The sequence below is a fragment of the Psychromonas sp. psych-6C06 genome, from assembly GCF_002835465.1.
Taxonomy (GTDB): Bacteria; Pseudomonadota; Gammaproteobacteria; order Enterobacterales; family Psychromonadaceae; genus Psychromonas.
On sequence record NZ_PIZM01000001.1, the window covers coordinates 231,758 to 253,709 of the forward strand.

Consider the following 21,952-nt stretch of genomic DNA (forward strand, 5'->3'; position numbering starts at 1 on the left):
TAGCAGAGAGTGATTTAAGATTGATCAAAAACATTGTTTCACTTAATTTTTTACATTAACATCACCTCTAAATGAGAGTGATTGTTATTGGCGTTATCATTACGCTGCAAATTAAGGTAAAAAAAGATGGTATTATCGGAACTACGTGCAGGGCAAAGTGCAACAATCGTCAGCATGCAGGAAATGGAACCAATCATGCGCAAGAAATTGCTAAATTTAGGCTTTCTACCCAAAGCAAAAGTAGAGTTACTGCGTCTTGCGCCAATGGGAGACCCCGTGGTTATTCGCTGTGCAAGTAGTAGCATCGCGCTTCGTAAAGTGGTCTTAGGTCATATTCAAGTGGAGTTATCAGCATGAGCCTAACGATAGCAACCATTGGTAATCCAAATTCGGGTAAAACGAGTCTCTTTAATATGCTCACCGGTGCCAATCAGAATGTAGGCAACTGGAGTGGTGTGACGGTTGAAAAAAAGACCGGTTACTTTACATTAGCAGATAATAGTGAAGTACGAATTGTTGATCTTCCGGGCATATATAGCTTAGATGTAGATAACGAGGGGAGCTCCCTAGACGAACGCGTAGCCTTTGATTATATCAGCCAGCAACGCCCTGATTTGGTCATTAACGTTATTGACGCAAGTTGTTTAGAGCGTAGTTTGTATTTAACTCTACAACTTAAAGAGCTAGGGTTACCCGTTGTGGCTGTTATCAATAAAATGGACGTGGCGACAAAAAAACAGTTAGTGATTAATAAAAAGCGCTTAATGAAACAGTTAGATTGCCCTGTTGTTACATTATCTGCGCATGATAAAAAGTCAGTAAAGCAATTCTCTGAGCAACTACCTACTTTTACCAATCAATCAATGGGCGACCCGATTGAGCTTGATTACGGAACAAAACTCTCACCTTTAATTGATAGTAGCGCCTTATTACTCGCAAAAAACAGTGCTCACCTTGAAAGAAGAGCTTTAGCTATTAAGTTGTTAGAGGGGGATAGTCGTCTTTATTCACAGCTGGATAAAACACAGCAAACACAATTTTTAGCGCATAAACAGCAACTAGAAAGTGATCCTGAATTTGATATCGATTTACAGATAGCAGATACGCGTTACACCTTTATTTATCAAGTTGTACAAGATGCGGTGCGCACCGAAGGTAAACTAGGTCGTTCGTTGAGTGAAAAAATAGATGCCTTAGTATTAAATCGTTTCCTGGGTATTCCTATCTTTTTATTAGTAATGTATCTGATGTTCATGTTTTCTATCAATATTGGTAGCGCCTTTATAGACTTCTTTGATATTAGTGCAGGCGCTATTTTTGTAGATGGAACCGCGCAACTTTTGGGGGCTGTCTCCGCACCTGACTGGCTAATTAATGTGCTGGCTTATGGGGCTGGTAATGGTGTGCAAACCGTGATGACTTTTATTCCGGTGATTGGCTGTTTATATCTATTTCTAGCGTTACTGGAAAGCTCTGGTTACCTTGCGCGTGCAGCCCTTGTTATTGATAAAACGATGCAAGTGATCGGTTTACCCGGTAAATCATTTGTGCCTATGATTGTTGGATTTGGCTGTACAGTACCTGCAGTGATGGCCGCTCGTACCTTGGAGAAAGAGCGTGAAAGATTATTAACCGTGGTGATGTCGCCGTTTATGTCCTGTGGCGCTCGTTTACCTGTATATGCGTTATTTGCCAGTGCGTTCTTTCCTGAAAGCGGACAAAACATCGTTTTTCTTCTCTATCTCATTGGTGTTTTAGTGGCGGTGTTAACGGGGTTTGTATTAAGCCGCACGCTATTACCGGGTAAAAGTGAAAACATGTTTTTAGAGTTGCCTGACTATGAGTTTCCAACCCTGCGAAATACGTTGCTTAAAACTTGGCAAAAGCTGAAAAACTTCGTTTTCGGTGCCGGGAAAACCATCGTGATTGTAGTGACGCTGTTAAATGTTGTTAATTCGATTGGAACAGATGGTAGCTTTGGCCACCAAGACAGTGCTGATTCAGTGCTTAGTAAAGGTGCACAAATTGTCACACCGCTATTATCGCCATTAGGCGTAACACAGGATAACTGGCCGGCAACAGTGGGCATCGTGACTGGATTATTCGCTAAAGAGGCGGTTGTTGGTACGCTTAATAACCTGTATTCAACTCAAGAAGCAGGTGAAGAAGTAACGCTGACATTAGCTGCAAAACTAAATGAAGCGTTAGCCACGATTCCTGAAAACCTAATGGGCATTAATATCAGTGATCCGCTTGGTTTAGATGTTGGTGATTTAGCGAACCATGAGGAAGTCGCTGAAGAGCAGGGCGTTGATTTAACTATTTTCACAAATATACAAAGCGCCTTTGTGACCCCAGAAGCAGCCTTTGCATACCTATTGTTTATTTTGTTGTATGCACCTTGTGCTGCTGCGATGGGGGCAATAGTGCGCGAAGTGGGCGGACAATGGGCGAAATTTATTGCTATCTGGACAACCGCTACCGCGTATATCGTATCGGTTTCCTATTATCAAATTGCGACTTTTTCGATGCAACCAAATAGCCATATCATCTATATTATTGCTTCGGTATTAATTGTGGTCGCCGTGATTTGGCAATTAAGGCGTCGAGGCAACGTCCTCGCAGTACGTGCTTTAGCATGATATTAAAATCTATTTATGAATATTTGCAGCAGGCTGGGCGGGTTGAAGAATCTGCTCTGCTCAAGCACTTTCATTTGCGCCAAGCAGGTTTAGATGCTTTGATTGCACCATTAATGCGATCTGGGAAAGTGCAAAAATCCGTGCATCAACGTGGTGAGCAGTTGCCCCCTATCATCTACTACAGCACGACAGATAAGCAACAAATCCCTGCGCTAACAATTGTTTAAATAAAGCACATATCGATAAAAGTCTGTTGTGTTCCCCTTTGAGGTAATAAAAATAACCAATAAAGGAGAAACCTAACCTATCCCGCATATAATTCATGGGCTTTTATCGGTAGCTATCTTCATTGAATCTTGTAAAATCCCTCCTTTTTAGCATTTTGTACTATCGAGGCTCCTATGAGTATTAAAAAAGTAAACCTATTAGATCTAAACCGTGAATCGTTACGTGCGTTTTTTGTTGAGCTAGGCGAAAAAGCATTCCGTGCGGAGCAGGTGATGAAGTGGGTTTACCATTTTGGTTGTGATGACTTCGATAAGATGGATAACATCAATAAAAAACTACGAGAAAAACTTAAAGCAAGAGCTGAAATTGTTGCCCCAGAAGTGAAAGTTGAACAACGTAGTAGTGATGGGACGATAAAGTGGGTCATGAGTGTTGGTAACCAAGATATTGAAACGGTTTACATTCCTGAAAAAGACCGTGCAACACTGTGTGTTTCTTCGCAGGTTGGCTGTGCATTGGCGTGTAACTTTTGCTCAACGGCGCAGCAAGGTTTTAACCGAAATTTAAGTGTGTCGGAAATCATTGGTCAGGTTTGGCGTGCAGCACAAGTTGTTGGAGTGATGGGGAAAGAGGGTAAACGTCCAATCACTAACGTGGTCATGATGGGCATGGGTGAGCCTCTACTTAATTTAAATAACGTGATCCCTGCAATGGAATTAATGCTAGATGATTTTGGATATGCATTATCAAAACGTCGTGTGACGCTTTCTACTTCAGGCGTTGTGCCGGCATTAGATATTTTGGGAGATAAAATCGACGTCGCATTAGCTATCTCATTACATGCATCAAATGATGAATTACGCTCACAGATGATGCCAATTAACGATAAATATAATATTGCTGACTTCCTTGCTGGTGTGAAACGCTATATCGGTAAATCTAAAGCGAACCGTGGCAAAGTGACCATTGAATACTTATTACTAGATCACTTTAATGATTCAACGGATCAAGCCCATGAGCTCGCACACCTTTTAAAAGATACGCCCTGTAAAATTAACTTGATCCCGTTTAACCCATTCCCAGGTAACGATTACGAAAAACCAAGTAATAGTCGTGTTGATCGCTTTAACAAAGTGTTAATGGAATATGGTTATACAGTGATCGTGCGTAAAACACGTGGTGATGACATTGATGCAGCCTGTGGGCAATTGGTAGGAGATGTCATTGATCGTACTAAACGAGTCATCAAAAAACGTCAAAAAGGTGAAAATATCAGCATTTCTGAGGCGTAAAAATAAAATCTTGCGATGACAGGGCGATCGAAGTTGTATAACCGCATTAAATAACATGAAAATTTGAGGTAAATAGTTCACAATGTTGCGTTAATTTATCTCAGCTTTTTAAGGCTACTATGCGTTTATTTTTCATCGTTTTATCATCGATTTTTTTCTTAAGTGCTTGTGTTTCTAGTGAAACAACTGTTACCACTAAAAACTCTGGTGCGGGTAAAGCCACTCAGTTTGATCCCAAAGGCGCTGCGGATACACGTGTTAAGCTAGCCCTTGTTTATCTGCGTAAAAATAATATGCAGCAAGCCAAAGAAAACCTCGATAAAGCCTTAGAATACCAACCTAATAACGCCGATATTTACCGCATCTTTGCTTATTACTACCAACGTGTAAATGAAAATGACACCGCCGAAGAGTATTACAAACATTCACTACGAATAGATTCTAAGAATGCTGATACTTACAATAACTACGGTACTTTCTTATGTAAATTAAAACGTTATGAAGAGGCTGAAGATGCTTTCTTAAGCGCGGTAGAGCAATCGAGTTACACCAGTGTGGCAAACACTTATGAAAATGCAGCGTTGTGTGCAGAAAAAGCACAAGCCGTTGATAAAGCAATTTTCTATTATCAATATGCGCTTTCTCATAACCCAAACAAAACCTACATCCATCTCTCACTTGCCAAGCTTAATATTGATAAAAAAGCCTATAATGAAGCACGTTTAAACCTGTTTAATTTCCAGAAAAAAAATAAAGCAACGGCTGAAAGCTTATGGCAATGGATTCGCCTGAGTTATGCGACCGAAAAAGGGGCTAGCCTAAGTAAATATGCTGCGCAACTACTAGAGCAATTCCCTGAGTCTCAACGCGCCTTAGACTATTTAAATCATGAGTACTATTAACAATGAAGACTGATAGCATCCCCTCAACAGAGACAGTTAAACCTTTAGGGCAAGCACTCAAAGATGCGCGTGAAGGCGCCTCGTTATCCATTGAAGAGGCGGCGAGTCAGCTAAATTTATCGACAACAACGGTGCGTGATCTTGAAGATGATCTTGATGATATATTTGCACAAAACAAATACCCGCTAATTTATCTGCGTGGTTATTTGGTCAATTATGCTAAATTACTGCATTTTACTGAATTAGGTAAATATTCTGAATTTCAGCAGCTAGAATGCATTCAAAAAGAGAAGAAAATATTAAAAGCTTCTCCGTTAATGTTACCGCGCACAAATAAACGTTCCTTTAAAATTCCCCTGTTATTGGTTTTTATTTTGTTGCTTATCGGTATTGTTTATCAATTCCAGCATCACTTTTTTAGCGCATTTGATTCGGTATTAACACCAGAAGAACAATCGTTAATCAAAACTCATATAGTGGGCCCTAACGAGACAATTCCACCCATTCAAACTGCCGTTAAATTGCCGATTGCACAGAAAGTCTCGGCTACGCTAAACACTGCTGTGACCCCGGTCATTGCGCCGAGCCTTGTGCCTAGTATCATACCTAGTGCAATACCGAGTATTGCACCACAAGTAACCCCAACAGTTGTTCCTACCGCCCCAATCAATGATGTGAAAGAAGTAATTGAAGCTGAAAGTGAGGCTCCTGTTACTGATTATTCAGCGATTAATGAACAACATAGCGAACCACAAAATACGCAAAATGCTAGTTTTGATGCTTTTACAACGGCCCCATCAACAGAGTCTGAGGAAAATAGCAGTCGTGAACCAGAAGCTGTGATTGAGGAGCAAGTTGAAGAATATAAGGGGCCTGAGGAACTCTACCTAAGTTTTATGGGGGATTGCTGGACTGAAATATTTGATGCGACCGGTAAACGTATCGCATTTGGTTTATATAAAAATGGTCGTGTTTTAATGCTTAAAGGTACAGCCCCTTTTCAGCTAAAATTAGGTGATCCGAGTGTTGTCGAGATACAATACCACGATCAAATTATCGAAGGTGAATTTACACCCGGCCGCAGTGCGCAATTTAGCGTGCCACTCTCTTAAATTTTAAACAGTGAGTCACTTTTTATGAGTCATACCTCTTCAATTATTCGTCGTGTTTCTAAACAGATCATGGTGGGCAATGTGCCCGTTGGTGGTGACGCACCAATTTCAGTACAATCGATGACTAATACCTTAACGACCGATGTAGCCGCCACCGTTGCACAAATTAAACGTTTAGAAGCTGTTGGCGCAGATATGGTACGTGTTTCTGTACCGACAATGAACGCAGCTGAAGCCTTTAAAGAGATTAAGCAACAGGTCAACATTCCATTAATTGCTGATATTCACTTTGATTATCGTATCGCACTTAAAGTGGCAGAGTACGGGGTCGATTGTTTACGTATTAATCCTGGTAATATTGGTAATGAGCAACGAATCCGCAGTGTCGTTGATTGTGCTCGACATAATAATATTCCGATTCGTATAGGTGTTAATGGTGGGTCTTTAGAGGCTGATATTCAAGAGCAATACGGTGAGCCTACCGCGCAAGCACTAGTAGATTCTGCACTTCGTCACGTTGATATTCTCGATAGACTGAACTTTGAACAATTTAAAGTGAGCGTAAAAGCATCCGATGCGTTACTTGCTGTTGAATCATATCAACTGCTGGCTAAGCAGATTGTGCAACCACTGCATTTAGGGATAACCGAAGCAGGTGGCTTGAGAAGTGGTAGCGTGAAGTCTGCAGTAGGAATGGGCATGTTACTTTCACAGGGCATCGGCGATACGCTGCGTGTTTCGTTAGCCGCTGACCCCGTCGAAGAGATTAAAGTGGGGTTTGATATTTTAAAGTCACTGCGTATTCGTAGTCGCGGTATTAACTTTATTGCCTGCCCAACCTGTTCGCGTCAAGAATTTGATGTGATTGCAACGGTCAATGCATTAGAAGAGCGCCTTGAAGATATTATCACCCCAATTGATGTTTCAATTATTGGCTGTGTGGTGAATGGCCCTGGTGAAGCGTTAGTTTCCGATATCGGTATTACTGGCGGTAAAACAAAAAGTGGTTTTTACGAAGATGGCAAACGCCAAAAAGAGCGTTTTGATAATGACAACGTGATTGACCAACTTGAAGCTAAAATTCGAGCACGTGTTAGCCGTAGTGATCCGAACAACGTTATTATTAAAGTGTAATCATTAAACGATCATGTTAAGAAAGCCCGTTATGGTACACATTGCGGGCTTTTTAAGTATAATAACGACTTATTTTTTATTAATACCCAGTCGCTTAAGCCTGTATATAAACTTTGTTTCGCCGAATTTGTTAGAAGCGACAAAGCAACGATACATTTAATCGAACTGGCATAACAGCATTGAGAATTCAACGTGGCAAAAAAGATCCAAGCTATTCGTGGTATGAACGATACCCTTCCTGAGCAAACCCCGGTTTGGCAAAAATTAGAATCCCTACTGAGAGAAGTCGTAAGCAGTTATGGTTACTCTGAAATTCGTATGCCAATTGTGGAAAGCACTGCGCTTTTCAAACGTTCTATTGGTGAAGTGACCGATATCGTTGAAAAAGAGATGTATACCTTTGACGATAATGGCGATAGTTTAACGCTCCGCCCTGAGGGAACTGCTTCTTGTGTACGTGCGGGTAACGAGCATGGTTTGTTATATAACCAAGAGCGCCGTATGTGGTATATGGGGCCGATGTTCCGCCATGAGCGTCCACAAAAAGGGCGTTACCGTCAGTTTAATCAATTTGCCATTGAAACCTTTGGCATGGCAACGCCGGATATCGATGCAGAAGTGATTTTACTTTCTGCGCGTCTTTGGAAAGCTTTAGGTATCGACTCACATGTTGAGTTGCAACTTAACTCATTAGGCTCAAATGAAGCCCGTGCTTTATACAAAGAAGCGCTAGTCAGTTATTTAGAACTGCATGAAGAAAAGCTTGATGAAGATAGCAAGCGTCGTATGAAAACAAACCCGCTACGCGTATTGGACAGTAAAAACCCAGATGTACAGGCGGTATTAGTAAATGCACCAAAGCTCTCTGAACACCTTGATGAAGAGTCGGTTAGCCATTTCGCTAAATTACAACAATATCTTGATGCTGCTGGAATAAAGTATGTCATTAATGAACGTTTAGTCCGTGGTCTTGATTATTATAATCGCACCGTATTCGAATGGGTAACAACAAGCCTTGGTGCACAGGGGACAATTTGTGCTGGTGGTCGTTATGATGGTTTAGTTGAGCAATTGGGGGGTAAAGCAACACCTGCAGTTGGCTTTGCGATGGGTCTTGAGCGTATCGTATTAATGCTTAATGAACTTGCACTTAATGATGATGTCCAAGCGGATGTTGATATTTATAGTGTATTAGTCGGTGAAGAAACTGATATTGCTGGTTTTAAAATGGCTGAGCTTATTCGTAACGAATTACCTGCGCTTAAAATGATGCATCACTGTGGTGCTGGCAACTTTAAAAAGCAGATGAAACGTGCTGATAAAAGTGGCGCAAAAATCGCACTTATTATCGGTGAGACAGAGTTACAAGATAACTGTGTCACAATAAAAGATTTACAAGGTAAAGCAGATCAACAAACGGTTGCAATGGATGAACTGATTGCTGTATTACCTACTTATTTTTAAGAACAAATAATTTATTAAGGAAAAATTGTGGTTGATATTATTGAAGGTTACGAAACAGAAGAACAGCAAGTTGACGCCATTAAACAGTGGTGGAAAGATAACGGCAATACATTAATGATAGGTGCAGTTGTTGGCTTGGCGGGGCTTTGGGGCTGGCGCTTTTACAACGACTCGGTAATCGAAGGCCAAGAGAAAGCATCACAAGCTTACAATGATATGTTAGTTACCTTTGAATCTCAGGGTTCAGAAGCTGATTTAGATAATGTAAAAAGCTTTATATCTGAAAATAGCAGCAGTAATTACGCAATATTAGCATCGCTGTTGCTAGCCAAAGAAGCTGTTTTAAAAGCAGACTTTGAACTGGCTAAATCACAATTAGTGCAATTACAGGAGCAAAATACATATGCGCCTTTAAACCCATTAATTAACCTTCGTTTAGCACGTGTTGAAGTTGAATTAGGCCAATACGATGCGGCGTTAGCAACACTTACGCGTATCACAGAAACTGGCTTTATTGCTAAAGCAGAACAAGTTAAAGGCACCGCTTATCTAAAACAAGGCGATGTTAATAATGCCCGTGTTGCCTTCCAAGCAGCCATTGATGCAAGTAACGGACGTATTGATCCTGTTTTACAACTGCAATTTGATGACTTAGCTGTTGCTAATCAGCAAGCCGCTGATGAACCCGTTTTAGAAGCAAATTAATAGTTGAGATAATAATGAATAAAGGCCTTAAACAGCTTATTACCCTTACTACAACTGCCTTATTGTTAAGTGGCTGTTCTCTTTTTTCAAGTGAAGAAGATGTGGTAAAAATGGCCGAGTTGCCTGTGTTTGAAGCAACTTATCAGCCACAGATTGCATGGCAAAAAAGTATTGGCAGTGGGGTTGATAAATATTATTCACAATTACAACCTACGGCAGATGCCAACGCGGTGTATGTTGCTTCGCGTGATGGTGAAGTTAAAGCATTTTCAGTAAAAAATGGTAGTCAGCTGTGGGAAACGGATTTTAGTGATCACGAAAGCAATGCACTTAATCGCTCTGCTCGTTTCTCTGGTGGTGTCCACTTAGCATTAGATACCCTTTATATTGGTACTGAAAACGCACAGGTTTTTGCACTAGATAAAGAAACGGGCGATCTAAAGTGGTTTGCTAAAGTGACCGGTGAAGTCATTGCAAGTCCTGTCTATTCAACGGGCTTAGTGGTTATTCATACTAGCCGCGGTGATTTGATTGCGCTTGATAGTGCAACGGGTGAACAACAGTGGGTGTTAAATAACAAACAGCCAAACCTTACGCTACGTGGAAGTGCGACGCCTGCTATTTCACAGGGTGGTATTATTTACGGTCGTGCCGATGGCTTTGTTTCAGCTGCACTTCTTAATACAGGACAACCTTTGTGGCAATTACCTGTTGCTCGTCCTTATGGCGCTACTGAGTTAGATCGTATTGTTGATGCAGATATGAAGCCCGTTATTCGTAACGGAATTATATACACCTTGGCGTATAACGGTAATTTAGTGGCGATTGACCTTTTAAAAGGTACGCAGATATGGGAAAGAAAGTACTCTGGTTTTAGCGACATCGCCCTTGCGGGAGCCAGTATTTTCCTAAGTGATTATCGTGGTTATATTTATGCCGTTGATCGCTCTAGTGGTGATGAAATCTGGTCAAATAAGCAACTTGCTTATCGTAATGTGACCGGTGTTACTATCGCTAATGAATATATTGTTGTTGGTGATGGCGAAGGTTACCTTCACTGGATAGACAGAGACAGTGGTGAGTTTGTCGCACAGCAAGATCTTGATTCTGATGGTTTGTATATGCAACCTTTTGCAGGAAGAGATTACCTCTACTTACAAACTCGAAGTGGTAAACTGATTGCAATAGAGAAACCATCAATTAATAAGAAATAGTATTATTGTGCTTAGCACGTATAATAGCTCCTCGCCTTTTTGACGAGGGGCTTTTTTAGTTTTATAGGATACACAATTTATGTTACCAGTGATCGCCTTAGTGGGTCGCCCAAATGTGGGTAAATCCACGTTATTTAACCGCTTAACACGTACTCGAGATGCGTTAGTAGCGGATTTTCCCGGTTTAACTCGCGACCGTAAATATGGACAAGCAAAAATCGATGAAGATGAGTTCATTGTTATCGATACAGGTGGTATTACTGGTGATGAAGAAGGCTTAGATGCTGTGATGGCGGGACAGTCTTTGCTCGCAGTCGATGAAGCCGATGCGGTTTTATTTATGGTGGACGCACGTGTTGGTATGATGGTTGCTGACCAAGCGATTGCTGAACACCTGCGTAAACAAGAGAAAAAAGTATTCCTAGTTGCCAACAAAATTGACGGTATCGATGCCGATAGTGCCTGTGCCGAATTTTATGGCCTAGGTTTAGGTGAGGTTTACCACATTGCTGCAGCCCACGGTAAAGGTGTGCGTCAGATGATCGATACCGCGCTCGATGGTTTCTTTGATCCCGTTGCTGAAAGTGATGAAGATGAACATTTTGAATTACCAGAAGAGTTTGTCGAAGATGATGAAGAAAAGCTATTAAAAGAGCAAGAGCGCTTAGCCGCGTTGCCGATTAAACTGGCGATTATTGGTAAACCTAATGTGGGTAAGTCAACACTTACCAACCGTATTTTAGGCGAAGAGCGCGTGGTTGTTTACGATCAACCCGGAACAACACGTGACAGTATTTACATCCCGATGAGCCGTGAAGATCGCGAATACGTAATTATCGATACCGCGGGAGTACGTAAACGTAAAAAAGTAAACGAAACCGTTGAAAAGTTCTCGGTAATCAAAACCCTAAAAGCGATTGAAGACAGTAATACGGTGTTATTGGTTATCGATGCGCGTGATGGTATTGCTGAGCAAGATTTATGTTTATTAGGTTACACACTGAATGCCGGCCGCTCATTAGTGATTGCCGTCAATAAGTGGGATGGCATGACCGACTACGATAAAGAGCGTGTTAAAAGCGAGCTAGATCGTCGTCTTGGTTTTATCGACTTTGCTAAAATTCACTTTATTTCAGCATTACACGGCACCGGTGTTGGTCACTTATATGAGTCCATCGAAGAAGCTTACGACTCTTCAACGAAACGTATTTCAACGTCGATGCTAACGCGTATCATGAACATGGCAACCGACGATCATAATCCACCGATGGTACAAAATCGTCGTGTGAAGCTACGTTATGCACATGCTGGTGGCTACAATCCACCATTAATCGTGATCCACGGTAATCAAGTTAAAAAATTACCGGATTCATACAAACGTTATTTAATGAACTACTTCCGCCGTTCATTACAAATTATGGGTACGCCGATTCGTATAGAATTCCGAGAAGGTGATAACCCCTTTGAAGGGCAAGGAAAGCGTCAGAAACTAACGCGAAATCAGTTATACAAGCGTCAACGTATGGTCGATCGCCACAAGAAAAAATAGAGGTTATTATGGAATTGAACTGTCCCAAATGTGAGCATGAATTAACACGAAGTGGCGAGCTACAACGTCATTGTGAAGCCTGCAACAGCGATTTTAAATTACACATTGCATGTAGTACCTGCGGTGATGAAATAGAGCGTTTAAAAGCATGTGGTGCAGTGAGCTTCTGGTGTAATAGTTGTAATGAGATGAAGAGTAAATCTTCAGCGGTTTACACACTGCAAGACGCTTAATCGTTCCACATTAATAAGACTGTTTTCAAAAAGCGCACCGAGGTAACTCGTTGCGCTTTTTTTGTTGCATTGGCTAATTGGAGATATCCAAAGCTTTAACTGTTTAAGTTGTTGATTTTGTTGCTTTTAAGTGTGTGTGTATCCCCGATTACCTGTGAAAAATAGACTGGTTTGTGTAATAGAGACAGTGCAAAGGGGTGGAACGAGTAGAATCAAGAAAAACGGTCATTCTCGAGTTTTTTATCGAGAATCTGCTTTGTTATTTATCCTTTAATGAAGGTAATCGGGTAGGGGCAGGTTCTTGATAGTTCAAGATTAAAGACCTGACCCTCTTCTCTAAGCGGACTAAAATAGTGGGTTATAATGTGTAGCGAAGCGAAACCTAACCCACTGTTTTAGTTCCGTTTAAAGGCCTTGTTAGGTTTGTTTGACAACCAAGTTGAACACCGATTTCCCGACATCGGTTAACCTATATACGAAACCTTTGTTGACTTCAGTTACTGTTACCAACTCTAAAGAAAGCAAAGTTTTCAATCCATGTTTATATATAACGCTTTTCTCGGTGTAATCAGGCAACTGATCTAGAATTGCATTACTATCAAACCCTAAGATGTTTTTGTCTAAAGCGATTAACTCCAATACCCTTATTTGTGGCGCACTAAATGAATCGAGCATAGATAAATAAAACAGATATTCATCTTTTACGTCCATTGGATATATAGCAGAATTCACTAAAGCATTTTTTAAGTATCTTAATTTTTCTCTACAAGATGACCTCGTGGCAGACTGACTCAAACCAATAACAAAATCTATAAACTGCTCATTATTTTGAAGCTCTTCTAATGTTTTTCCATGGTGCTCAATTAGCAGGTTTAAAGCATCAGTTACTTCCTCTATCCATTTTTCTATCCGATTCTCAAATGGAGCTGTAATCAATGACTTAAAAATAGCCCCACCAAACGGGATTATACTTGAAGCAGTCTCTGCTAATCGATATGCCTTATCACTTTCAGGCTCAACATCCGGAAATACTTCTGTGTCGATTATGTTCATCAATACACCCTAAACCTAACAGCTTCTTACATGGCAAAACTCCATCTTTCGTGAGGAAAAATGGAATTCAAATCATTCTTTTATCATCAAGAATATCACACTTAAATAGCAACATTACAATAACTTAGAATTTAAATGAAAGGTGTCGTATTTTGTTACGATAAAATATTTTTTGGTTTTGCTGTAAATATGGAAAAGGGGTAAGAAGCATTAAAAGAGGCAAGCAACACTAACTTGATGATGTTCAGTGATACCAATAGAGCGATCAATAATATGGGCTAGGAACTTTACATCGCTCATCTATTTAGGTGTGAAAGAGTACTTTCTATAATAAGATCTGCTTACATGGTCAGTATAGTGGCAATTCATTGCGCTTTTTTATGGCACTTGCTAGGATCGTTGCTCTGACTTTATTAGATCAACTGACCCTAGGTAACTATTTTGACGCTCTCCGTAAACACCCTTAAAAAACATCTTTCGCAAGTTCTGATTAAAGATCAATTTAAGTTCTCACGTCGCTTAGCAAATCATCGCAATATTAAAGATACAGAAAAAGCAGAGCTAAATTTAGTTAAGCTTGCTTGCGATATTCAAGCCTCAATGGATAAACGTCAATCACGTTTCGATAACCTGCCAGAGGTCAGTTATCCTGACTTACCTGTCAGTGATAAAAAAGAACAGATTGCAGCAGCGATCGAAGCTAATCAAGTTGTGATTATTGCAGGTGAAACTGGCTCGGGTAAAACCACGCAAATTCCAAAAATCTGTCTAGAGCTTGGGCGCGGTGTTGCCGGTTTAATTGGCCATACGCAACCGCGCCGAATAGCGGCGAGCACCGTTGCTAATCGTATCGCCGAAGAGCTAGATTCTGAACTTGGCGAAACCGTCGGTTACCGAGTACGATTTACCGATAAAGTCAGTGATAACTCCTACATCAAATTGATGACCGATGGTATTTTACTTGCTGAAATTCAAAACGACCGTTTTCTAACAAAGTATGACACGATTATTATCGATGAAGCTCATGAGCGTAGCTTAAACATCGACTTCCTTTTAGGTTATCTAAAGCGTCTACTGCCACGTCGTCCTGATTTAAAAGTGATTATCACCTCGGCAACTATCGATCCCGAGCGTTTTGCGACGCACTTTGCCGATAAACATGGTAAAAATGCGCCCATTATTGAAGTATCAGGGCGAACATTCCCCGTTGAAACCTTATATCGTCCCTTGGATGAATATGCCGCAGGCGATCAAATCGAAGGAATCTTTAACGCTGTTGATGAACTGCAACGTTTAGGCCGTGGTGATATTCTTATCTTTATGAACGGTGAGCGTGAAATTCGAGATACCGCAGAAGCGTTAAACAAACGCAAATTGCGCGATACCGAAGTATTGCCGTTATTTGCCCGCTTAAGTGGTGCAGAGCAGCAACGTATTTTCAAACCACATCGTGGTCAGCGTATCGTGTTAGCGACTAACGTTGCTGAAACCTCATTAACTATTCCCGGTATCAAATATGTTATCGATACCGGCACGGTGCGCATTAGTCGTTATAGTTACCGTACTAAAGTACAACGTTTACCGATTGAACCGATTTCGCAAGCCAGTGCCAACCAACGTATGGGACGATGTGGTCGTGTCAGCGCCGGTGTGTGTATACGTTTATATGGCGAAGATGACTTTTTATCGCGCCCTGAATTTACCGACCCTGAGATTCTGCGTACAAACCTTTCTTCGGTTATTTTACAGATGTTATCGCTCGGGTTAGGCGAATTGAATCAATTCCCCTTTGTACAACCGCCAGAAGATAGAAACATCAAAGATGGTTTAAGTTTACTTGAAGAGTTGGGGGCGGTTAATTTAAACGCCAAAGACCCACGTAACAAACTAACCCCATTAGGCAGGCAACTTGCAAAATTACCGGTAGATCCACGTTTAGCACGGATGATTTTAGCCGCGCAATCCTTTGATTGTGTCCATGAAGTGATGGTGATTAGTGCCGCCTTAAGTATTCAAGATCCACGCGAACGCCCGATGGAAAAACAGCAAGCGAGCGATGAAAAGCATCGCCGTTTCTACGATAAAGACTCCGATTACATGGCCTTTGTGAATCTTTGGCAATATATCAAAGAGCAACGCAACGCGCTGTCGAGCAATCAATTTAGAAAAATGTGCCAAAAAGAGTTTCTCGCTTATATGCGCGTGCGTGAATGGCAGGATATTTACGCGCAAATTAAACAGGTGATTGATGAATTAGACATTAAAGTAAATCAGCAGGAAGCGACCTTTGATAACATTCACCAAGCATTATTAGCAGGGCTGTTATCACACATCGGCTTTAAAGATAAAGAGCAACATTACCTAGGCGCGCGTAACAGTAAATTCTTTATGTTTCCGGGCTCTGGATTATTTAAAAAACAGCCTAAATGGACCATGTTTGCTGAACTCGTCGAAACCTCAAAACTGTTTGGACGAATTGGTGCGCGCATTAAACCTGAATGGGTAGAGCAACAGGCGCAGCATCTAATAAAGCGTAGTTATGCTGAGCCTCACTGGCAGAAAAAATCAGGGGTCGTGGGCGCCTTTGAAAATCAAACCTTATACGGTTTACCCATTGTCACCAAACGTAAAGTCACCTATACCAAAATTGACCCTATTCTGTGTCGTGAGCTGTTTATTCGCCATGCCTTGGTTGAGGGTGAGTTCAATACTCGTCATCAATTCTTTAAAGATAACCAAGCACTGCTTAACGATATCGAAGAGCTTGAACATAAATCACGTCGTCGTGATATTTTGGTCGATGATGAAACCCTATTTACGTTTTACGATGAACAGATCCCACAAAACGTCTGTAGCGCCAAACAGTTTGATAGTTGGTGGAACCGTGAGAAGAAAAAGCAACCGAGCTTGCTTAACTATGAGCGTGATGATGTCATGGCGCACGATGCGACCCATGTGACCGAAAATGCTTATCCAGATTACTGGCAACAGGGCGATTTTAAACTCGCACTGAGTTACGCCTTTGAGCCGGGCACCGCGCAGGATGGGGTGACCGTAAATGTACCACTCGCGCTGTTAAACCAAATTAAACCACAGGGGTTTGAATGGCAGATTCCGGCATTACGCGAAGAGTTATTGATTGCACTGATTAAAACATTGCCTAAACCGATTCGTCGTAACTTTGTGCCAGCGCCTAACTATGCTCAGGCCGCAATGGCCAACCTTGAACCACTTAAGGTGCCTCTTTACGAAGCCTTTGAGAAACAACTTTTACGCATGACCGGTGTGCGCATTCCGGAAAAATCGTGGGATGTGAGTGCATTACCGACACATCTGCGCATTAAGTTCTCGGTCATTGACGACAATAAAAAAGTGGTCGCCGTAGGCACTGATATCGTGCAACTTCAACACGACTTAAAAGGGGCTGTGAAGCAAACGCTCTCTAAAGTTTCAAAACAGGGGATTGAAAAAACCGATATTCAAGAGTGGGACTTTGGCAAATTACCTAAATCCTTTAAAAAGGATCACGGGGGGTATGAGGTCAAAGCCTACCCCGCATTGGTCGATAAAAACAAAAGCGTTGCCATTGAACTATTTGATAGCGAGGCTAAAGCGCAACGTGTTAATCAGCGTGGCTTACGCCGTTTAGTGCTGTTAAACGTGCCGTCACCAATCAAATACCTGCAACAAAGTTTACCCAATAAAGCCAAATTAGGGCTCTACTTTAACCCCTTTGGACAAATAAAAGACTTAATTGATGATTGTATCGCCTGTGCAACAGATGCCATTTTAGAAGGGCAGATAACACCACAAGATGCACAAGCCTTTGAGTTACAAAAAGAGAAAGTACGTGCCGAGCTTGCCGATCGTACCTTGCTGATCACTCAGCGTGTTGAAGAGGTCTTAACCCTTGCACATGGCGTCAATAAAAAGCTTAAAGGTAAAATAGACTTAACCATGTTAGTTGCGCAGGGAGATATTAAATCGCAATTAGAGCGGTTAATCTTCCCCGGTTTTGCGTGCCAAGTAGGGGAGCAAAAACTGCCCGATTTAAAACGCTATTTGCAAGCGCTAGAAAAACGTTTACAAAAATTGCCCATTAATCCAAATCAAGACCGACTCAATACCATCGAGCTGCAGGAGCTTGAGCAACGTTATTTAGCACTGTGTAAAACCATGCTCTCTAATGAAAAAGAGAATGAGCAGCTCGCTGAAGTGTATTGGATGATGGAAGAATTACGTGTTTCGTTATTTGCACAGCAACTCGGTACCGCTTATCCGATATCCGCGAAACGTGTTAAACAAAAATTAACCGAACTTAAGGGGTAAACAATTTACAAAATAAAACGCGATAGCTCAGTTATCGCGTTTTCCCTTCTTTATTTTTGAGTTTTAAACTGCTTTGAATGTTTAATATGTAAAAATCAATGGGGTCAGAGTCATCGATAATTGGCTTTGCTGCCTGTGGTTAATTCAACTTACGGTTTAAAGTGCTTATCGCCTAAAACTCATGTCTTATTCTGTGCATTACGAATATCGACAAGAGTCTCGTTGCTGATACTGTGCCCAAATAACTCACAATAGGCTTTTGCTTCTCAACGTCAGACTTACTATCAGATATCAATGGATCTGACCCCATTGATTTTTATGCGCTCAATCCACGATAAAGCCACTGTTTTTATTGTCTTAATTTTCTTCAATTAAAGTGTAAAGATTGTCCTAACAGATATTAATGTCAGCATAGATTTGCTATATTCTTGCGATTAAAATTTGCTGTTTTTTTTATGCGTTTTTTTGTGATGCTGAGTCACGGTTCGATGATGAAGCCTTAGCGGATTAAGCATTAAAAAAACACAACGGTTTACGCACTTATTATTGTTGACAGGATGTTATATGACAGGCTCACCTTTATCTTTTCATGGTTTAATTCGCACGCCGATAACGGCTGCTATTTTTAGTTTATTTGCACTCTCAGGTTGTGGTGGTGGCGGTTCAGATACTGCCACAACGGCACCAGAAGTGAAAAAAGATACCACTGCGCCAGTTATCACTATAACGGGCGCGAATCCATTAAAGCATGCCTATGGTAGCGATTATGTTGAGCTAGGTGCGACCGCTTTAGATGCTGTTGATGGCGTTGTTGAGGTGAGTGTGGAAGGTGGCGTGAATATCGACATGATGAACGATTACATCATTACTTACACGGCGACTGATAAAGCAGGCAATAAAGCGACTGAAAAACGTACCGTATCGGTTGAAGATTTAACGGCACCGGTGATTACGTTAAATGGTGATAATGAAGTCGGGTTGGTGCAATTTGATACTTACCAAGAGCTCGGCGCAATAGCACAGGATGATGTGGATGGGGCATTAACCGTTGAGGCGCCTTCAGGTGAGATAGATTCAACTAAATTGGGTAGTTACCCACTAACTTATAGCATCGCAGACAATGCAGGTAATACTGCAACAACCGTAAGAACAGTTGTGGTACGTGAACAAAAACCCTTTATTACCACGTGGGATACTACCAAGTTTGGAGTTAGTGGCAATGACCAAATTAAAATTACCACCAATTCTATTGAGAATGGAGGAGAGTTTGAATACAACTATACAGTTGATTGGGGAGATGGCACTACCAGTGAAAATTTAACCGGGGATTATACGCATACTTATGATAATGCTGTTCCTGGTTATCAAACTGGCTCGGGCGTTTATACTGTTCAAATTAGTGGCATTTTTCCACAAATATATTCTTATGCTCTTAGCGGTATGGATATGGAAAAAATAGTATCTATTGAGCAGTGGGGGGATATAAAATGGTTATCATTTAATGGTGCTTTTGCAGATGCAATTAACATGGTTAGCAACGCCCAAGATACTCCGGATTTACGTTTCGTGACTGATATGTATGAGGCTTTTGCAGGTGCGGAGCTATTCAATGGTAATGTTCAAAACTGGGATGTGAGCAAAGTAACCGATATGGCTGGTATGTTTATTAATAATAAAAACTTTAATCAAAATATTGGTAATTGGAATGTGAGTGCTGTTACGAATATGGATGGAATGTTTTTTGGTGCCTCTATTTTTAATCAAAACATTGGTAACTGGGATGTCAGTCAAGTTGAAGAGACGTACAGTATGTTTGAAGGGGCTTTAGCATTTGACCAAAACTTGAGCAGTTGGGATGTTAGCTCTGCAACAAGAATGGAAAAAATGTTTTCTAATTCAGGTCTATCTCAAACCAATTATGACGCGATACTAACTAGTTGGAGTCAATTAACGTTAAAACAAGGCGTTGAATTTGGTGCCGGCACAATTCACTATTCATCGAGCTCGCAAGATGCTCGTAATGTTCTAACTAGTGCACCCAACTTTTGGCTTATTACAGATGGCGGTGTTGCTCCTTAGCCATTTATTGTTAGCCGTAAACTGACGGCTACTTGTATTTATTATTTTTAACCACCTTGCATGGAGCAAGGTGATTGTTGTTTTTATAACATTTTAAATCAATGGGGTCAGAGTCATCGATAATTGGCTTTACTCTTTTGATATTGTGCATATTTTCTAAATTGGGAAAGTAATAGCAACCAGTAATGCAATGGTGGTTAGTCCATATGTTAAAAAGAGTAAGTATTAAGCCGTTGCTCATTAAAAAACTGCATTGAATGATTCAATGCAGTTTGAGTTTCATAAAATATTAAATTTAATAAGGATGTTAAAATAAAAAAACCGTGTCTTTTCGACCTTCTTTGTGTTCGCTCAATAGGTCTTACCTGTGCTGCAATTTATACAAGTAGTCGCCTATGAGCGAAAGCTGCCATTAATGCTTCCTCTTCACACTCCTTATACTTCGCTTTGTTAATACTTTAGACTGCGCTCTTAAAGGCGGTTAGCTCTTCGGGTAATTTCTTTAAGGCGCGTTTTAGGGCTGCAAAGCAATCAGCATCAATCGCGGTATTTAGCGATTCAGACATTATCTCTAATGTTTTAGGAACGGGAATTGCCCCACGGTAAGGGCGTTCTGCTGTGATCGCATCAAAAATATCTGCGGTGGTAATAATGCGCGTATGCAATAGGATAGCGTCTGCTTTTAAGCGGTTTGGATAACCTGTACCATCCAATTTTTCATGATGGCTTCCTGCCATATCGGACATGTTTTTAAAGGGGGTTATTTGCGATAGAATATCTTTTGTAAATTGTGCGTGTTTTTGAACTGCTAACCATTCATCGTCATCTAACTTGCCGGGTTTATCAAGAATGGTATTGCTCACTCCTAATTTACCCACGTCATGTAATAAGGCCGCCCGTTTAAGCCATTTTCTTTCTTCTTCAATGATCCCCATTTCGCAGGCAATCAATTCGGTAAATAGCGCCACTCTTTCACTGTGACCTGAAGTAAAGGGGCTTTTACTATCAATGATTTTCCCAAAAGCTGAGACAATACAATCGAGGTAATCATCATCAATTTCAATACGTGCCTTTGCCGGTGCGAGTGCCATCACTTTTTGAATAATATTTTTTGCGCTTAAGGTATAGCAAAACTGTTCGTCCTTTACTATTTCATTCATGGCAGAGACCAGTGCGGGGTCAAACCAAGTGCCACTTCTTAGATTAGCTTCTTCAAGTGCGGTGGTTAAGTCATTTTCAAACTGAAATACATCGATTACCTGTGATAGCAGGGCGATACGAGAATTTAATGGAATGTTTTTTGCGCTAAGGTTATCGGGGCGACCTGAGCCATCCCAATGTTCATCTAAGGCGTGCACGCCTAAGGCAACGTTTTCATTAAACCTTAACTCTCGTGCGATATCGGCGCCTCTTGAGCAGCGTGTTTCAATCAATTCCTGTGCATAATTATCACCATTTTTTAAAATATCAATGGTGGTAGAAATACGGGTTAACCAGTTTTTATTTTTGCCGGTGTTGTTAATGACAAAGTTGATCACACTAGAGAGGCTAGTACCAACGGTTTTGAAGTTACGTTTAAATTCTTGATCGTCTGTTAGGTAGAGTTCACAAATACGTGCTGCATTACTACTACAACCGGTGTCTTTTAATAGCAGGGTAAAATAGAGATCGTGCAACTCACTTTCAGACAACCCTATTTTTTCACCGATATGCATGCCAATCCAGCAACAGCGAATACAATGCTCGGGGGGCTGTCCTTCGGTCATATCGAGTGCAGTGGTCAACGATAACATCAGTTCAGACAATTGAATGAAATTAGACTCGGGTAATATAGGGGCGGCTTCGTTCATGTGATTTTCCAGTTTACGCACAATTAATCATTCAAAGGCAAACCTTAAATGTAGCTTAATAATCGATAAGCTAAGTAATTTCTTTAAATTATGCGTTGATGAACGTAGTAAAGAGGGGCTAAGAACAATCGCCCTTAGCGAATCATTTTAGGCTCATCGTGCCTTG

Annotated in this window: 16 protein-coding genes; 14 read left to right on the forward strand and 2 right to left on the reverse strand. The window is 41.0% G+C overall.

Annotation, left to right across the window (positions count from 1 at the left end):
* Nucleotides 1–126: 126 nt before the first annotated feature.
* The 12 genes from CW745_RS01025 (at nucleotide 127) to CW745_RS01080 (ending at nucleotide 12,475) form a co-directional block, all read left to right on the forward strand.
* Entirely contained in the window at nucleotides 127–357 is a 231-nt protein-coding gene (locus CW745_RS01025; protein ID WP_101106527.1) for a FeoA family protein, read from the forward strand.
* Nucleotides 354–2,642 carry a Fe(2+) transporter permease subunit FeoB gene (gene feoB, locus CW745_RS01030; RefSeq protein WP_101106528.1) on the forward strand — a complete coding sequence of 763 codons (2,289 nt, stop codon included), beginning with the start codon at nucleotides 354–356 and terminating at the stop codon, nucleotides 2,640–2,642. The genes CW745_RS01025 and feoB overlap by 4 nt, the downstream gene beginning before the upstream one ends.
* A complete protein-coding gene (locus tag CW745_RS01035; RefSeq protein ID WP_101106529.1) occupies nucleotides 2,639–2,869 on the forward strand; it encodes a FeoC-like transcriptional regulator in 231 nt (76 codons plus the stop codon). Before feoB ends, CW745_RS01035 begins: the two co-directional genes overlap by 4 nt.
* A 174-nt stretch (nucleotides 2,870–3,043) precedes the next feature.
* The gene (locus tag CW745_RS01040; protein WP_101106530.1) at nucleotides 3,044–4,162 is read left to right on the forward strand and encodes a bifunctional tRNA (adenosine(37)-C2)-methyltransferase TrmG/ribosomal RNA large subunit methyltransferase RlmN; all 1,119 of its coding nucleotides are present in this window, start codon (nucleotides 3,044–3,046) and stop codon (nucleotides 4,160–4,162) included.
* 119 nt (nucleotides 4,163–4,281) lie between these two features.
* Nucleotides 4,282–5,064, forward strand: a complete 783-nt coding sequence (gene pilW, locus CW745_RS01045) for a type IV pilus biogenesis/stability protein PilW (protein WP_101106531.1) — start codon at nucleotides 4,282–4,284, stop codon at nucleotides 5,062–5,064.
* A gap of 2 nt (nucleotides 5,065–5,066) precedes the next feature.
* Nucleotides 5,067–6,176: a RodZ domain-containing protein gene (locus CW745_RS01050; protein WP_101106532.1), complete on the forward strand. Its 1,110-nt coding sequence runs from the start codon at nucleotides 5,067–5,069 to the stop codon at nucleotides 6,174–6,176.
* A 24-nt stretch (nucleotides 6,177–6,200) separates the two neighbouring features.
* Complete coding sequence (gene ispG, locus CW745_RS01055) at nucleotides 6,201–7,310, forward strand: flavodoxin-dependent (E)-4-hydroxy-3-methylbut-2-enyl-diphosphate synthase (protein WP_101106533.1); 1,110 nt, start codon at nucleotides 6,201–6,203, stop codon at nucleotides 7,308–7,310.
* A 192-nt stretch (nucleotides 7,311–7,502) separates the two neighbouring features.
* Nucleotides 7,503–8,774 (forward strand): histidine--tRNA ligase, encoded by a 1,272-nt coding sequence (gene hisS, locus CW745_RS01060; protein WP_101106534.1) that lies wholly within the window; start codon nucleotides 7,503–7,505, stop codon nucleotides 8,772–8,774.
* A gap of 27 nt (nucleotides 8,775–8,801) precedes the next feature.
* A complete protein-coding gene (locus CW745_RS01065; protein ID WP_101106535.1) occupies nucleotides 8,802–9,479 on the forward strand; it encodes a tetratricopeptide repeat protein in 678 nt (225 codons plus the stop codon).
* A 14-nt stretch (nucleotides 9,480–9,493) separates the two neighbouring features.
* On the forward strand, nucleotides 9,494–10,693 hold the full coding sequence (gene bamB, locus CW745_RS01070; protein WP_101106536.1) for an outer membrane protein assembly factor BamB: 1,200 nt from the start codon (nucleotides 9,494–9,496) through the stop codon (nucleotides 10,691–10,693).
* 79 nt (nucleotides 10,694–10,772) lie between these two features.
* Nucleotides 10,773–12,242 (forward strand): ribosome biogenesis GTPase Der, encoded by a 1,470-nt coding sequence (der, locus tag CW745_RS01075; RefSeq protein WP_101106537.1) that lies wholly within the window; start codon nucleotides 10,773–10,775, stop codon nucleotides 12,240–12,242.
* Nucleotides 12,243–12,250: 8 nt separating this feature from the next.
* Complete coding sequence (locus CW745_RS01080) at nucleotides 12,251–12,475, forward strand: zinc ribbon domain-containing protein (RefSeq protein WP_101106538.1); 225 nt, start codon at nucleotides 12,251–12,253, stop codon at nucleotides 12,473–12,475.
* Between the two features lie 417 nt (nucleotides 12,476–12,892).
* Here CW745_RS01080 and CW745_RS01085 read toward each other — a convergent pair whose 3' ends face one another.
* The gene (locus tag CW745_RS01085; protein ID WP_101106539.1) at nucleotides 12,893–13,528 is read right to left on the reverse strand and encodes a hypothetical protein; all 636 of its coding nucleotides are present in this window, start codon (nucleotides 13,526–13,528) and stop codon (nucleotides 12,893–12,895) included.
* Nucleotides 13,529–13,969: 441 nt separating this feature from the next.
* Between CW745_RS01085 and hrpA the strand changes: the two genes are divergently transcribed.
* Both hrpA and CW745_RS01095 read left to right on the forward strand, forming a co-directional pair.
* Nucleotides 13,970–17,857 (forward strand): ATP-dependent RNA helicase HrpA, encoded by a 3,888-nt coding sequence (hrpA, locus tag CW745_RS01090; RefSeq protein WP_101106540.1) that lies wholly within the window; start codon nucleotides 13,970–13,972, stop codon nucleotides 17,855–17,857.
* 564 nt (nucleotides 17,858–18,421) lie between these two features.
* Entirely contained in the window at nucleotides 18,422–19,936 is a 1,515-nt protein-coding gene (locus CW745_RS01095) for a BspA family leucine-rich repeat surface protein (protein WP_101106541.1), read from the forward strand.
* Nucleotides 19,937–20,394: 458 nt separating this feature from the next.
* On the opposite strand, the gene CW745_RS01100 is transcribed toward CW745_RS01095, so the two are convergent.
* A complete protein-coding gene (locus tag CW745_RS01100) occupies nucleotides 20,395–21,786 on the reverse strand; it encodes an HD-GYP domain-containing protein (RefSeq protein WP_101106542.1) in 1,392 nt (463 codons plus the stop codon).
* Nucleotides 21,787–21,952 lie beyond the last annotated feature (166 nt).

Coding starts and splice junctions, on each gene's coding strand:
- CW745_RS01025 (WP_101106527.1), top strand. CDS start 127: ATGGTATTATCGGAACTACGTGCAGGGCAAAGTGCAACAATCGTCAGC.
- feoB (WP_101106528.1), top strand. CDS start 354: ATGAGCCTAACGATAGCAACCATTGGTAATCCAAATTCGGGTAAAACG.
- CW745_RS01035 (WP_101106529.1), top strand. CDS start 2,639: ATGATATTAAAATCTATTTATGAATATTTGCAGCAGGCTGGGCGGGTT.
- CW745_RS01040 (WP_101106530.1), top strand. CDS start 3,044: ATGAGTATTAAAAAAGTAAACCTATTAGATCTAAACCGTGAATCGTTA.
- pilW (WP_101106531.1), top strand. CDS start 4,282: ATGCGTTTATTTTTCATCGTTTTATCATCGATTTTTTTCTTAAGTGCT.
- CW745_RS01050 (WP_101106532.1), top strand. CDS start 5,067: ATGAAGACTGATAGCATCCCCTCAACAGAGACAGTTAAACCTTTAGGG.
- ispG (WP_101106533.1), top strand. CDS start 6,201: ATGAGTCATACCTCTTCAATTATTCGTCGTGTTTCTAAACAGATCATG.
- bamB (WP_101106536.1), top strand. CDS start 9,494: ATGAATAAAGGCCTTAAACAGCTTATTACCCTTACTACAACTGCCTTA.
- der (WP_101106537.1), top strand. CDS start 10,773: ATGTTACCAGTGATCGCCTTAGTGGGTCGCCCAAATGTGGGTAAATCC.
- CW745_RS01080 (WP_101106538.1), top strand. CDS start 12,251: ATGGAATTGAACTGTCCCAAATGTGAGCATGAATTAACACGAAGTGGC.
- CW745_RS01085 (WP_101106539.1), bottom strand. CDS start 13,528: ATGAACATAATCGACACAGAAGTATTTCCGGATGTTGAGCCTGAAAGT.
- CW745_RS01095 (WP_101106541.1), top strand. CDS start 18,422: ATGACAGGCTCACCTTTATCTTTTCATGGTTTAATTCGCACGCCGATA.
- CW745_RS01100 (WP_101106542.1), bottom strand. CDS start 21,786: ATGAACGAAGCCGCCCCTATATTACCCGAGTCTAATTTCATTCAATTG.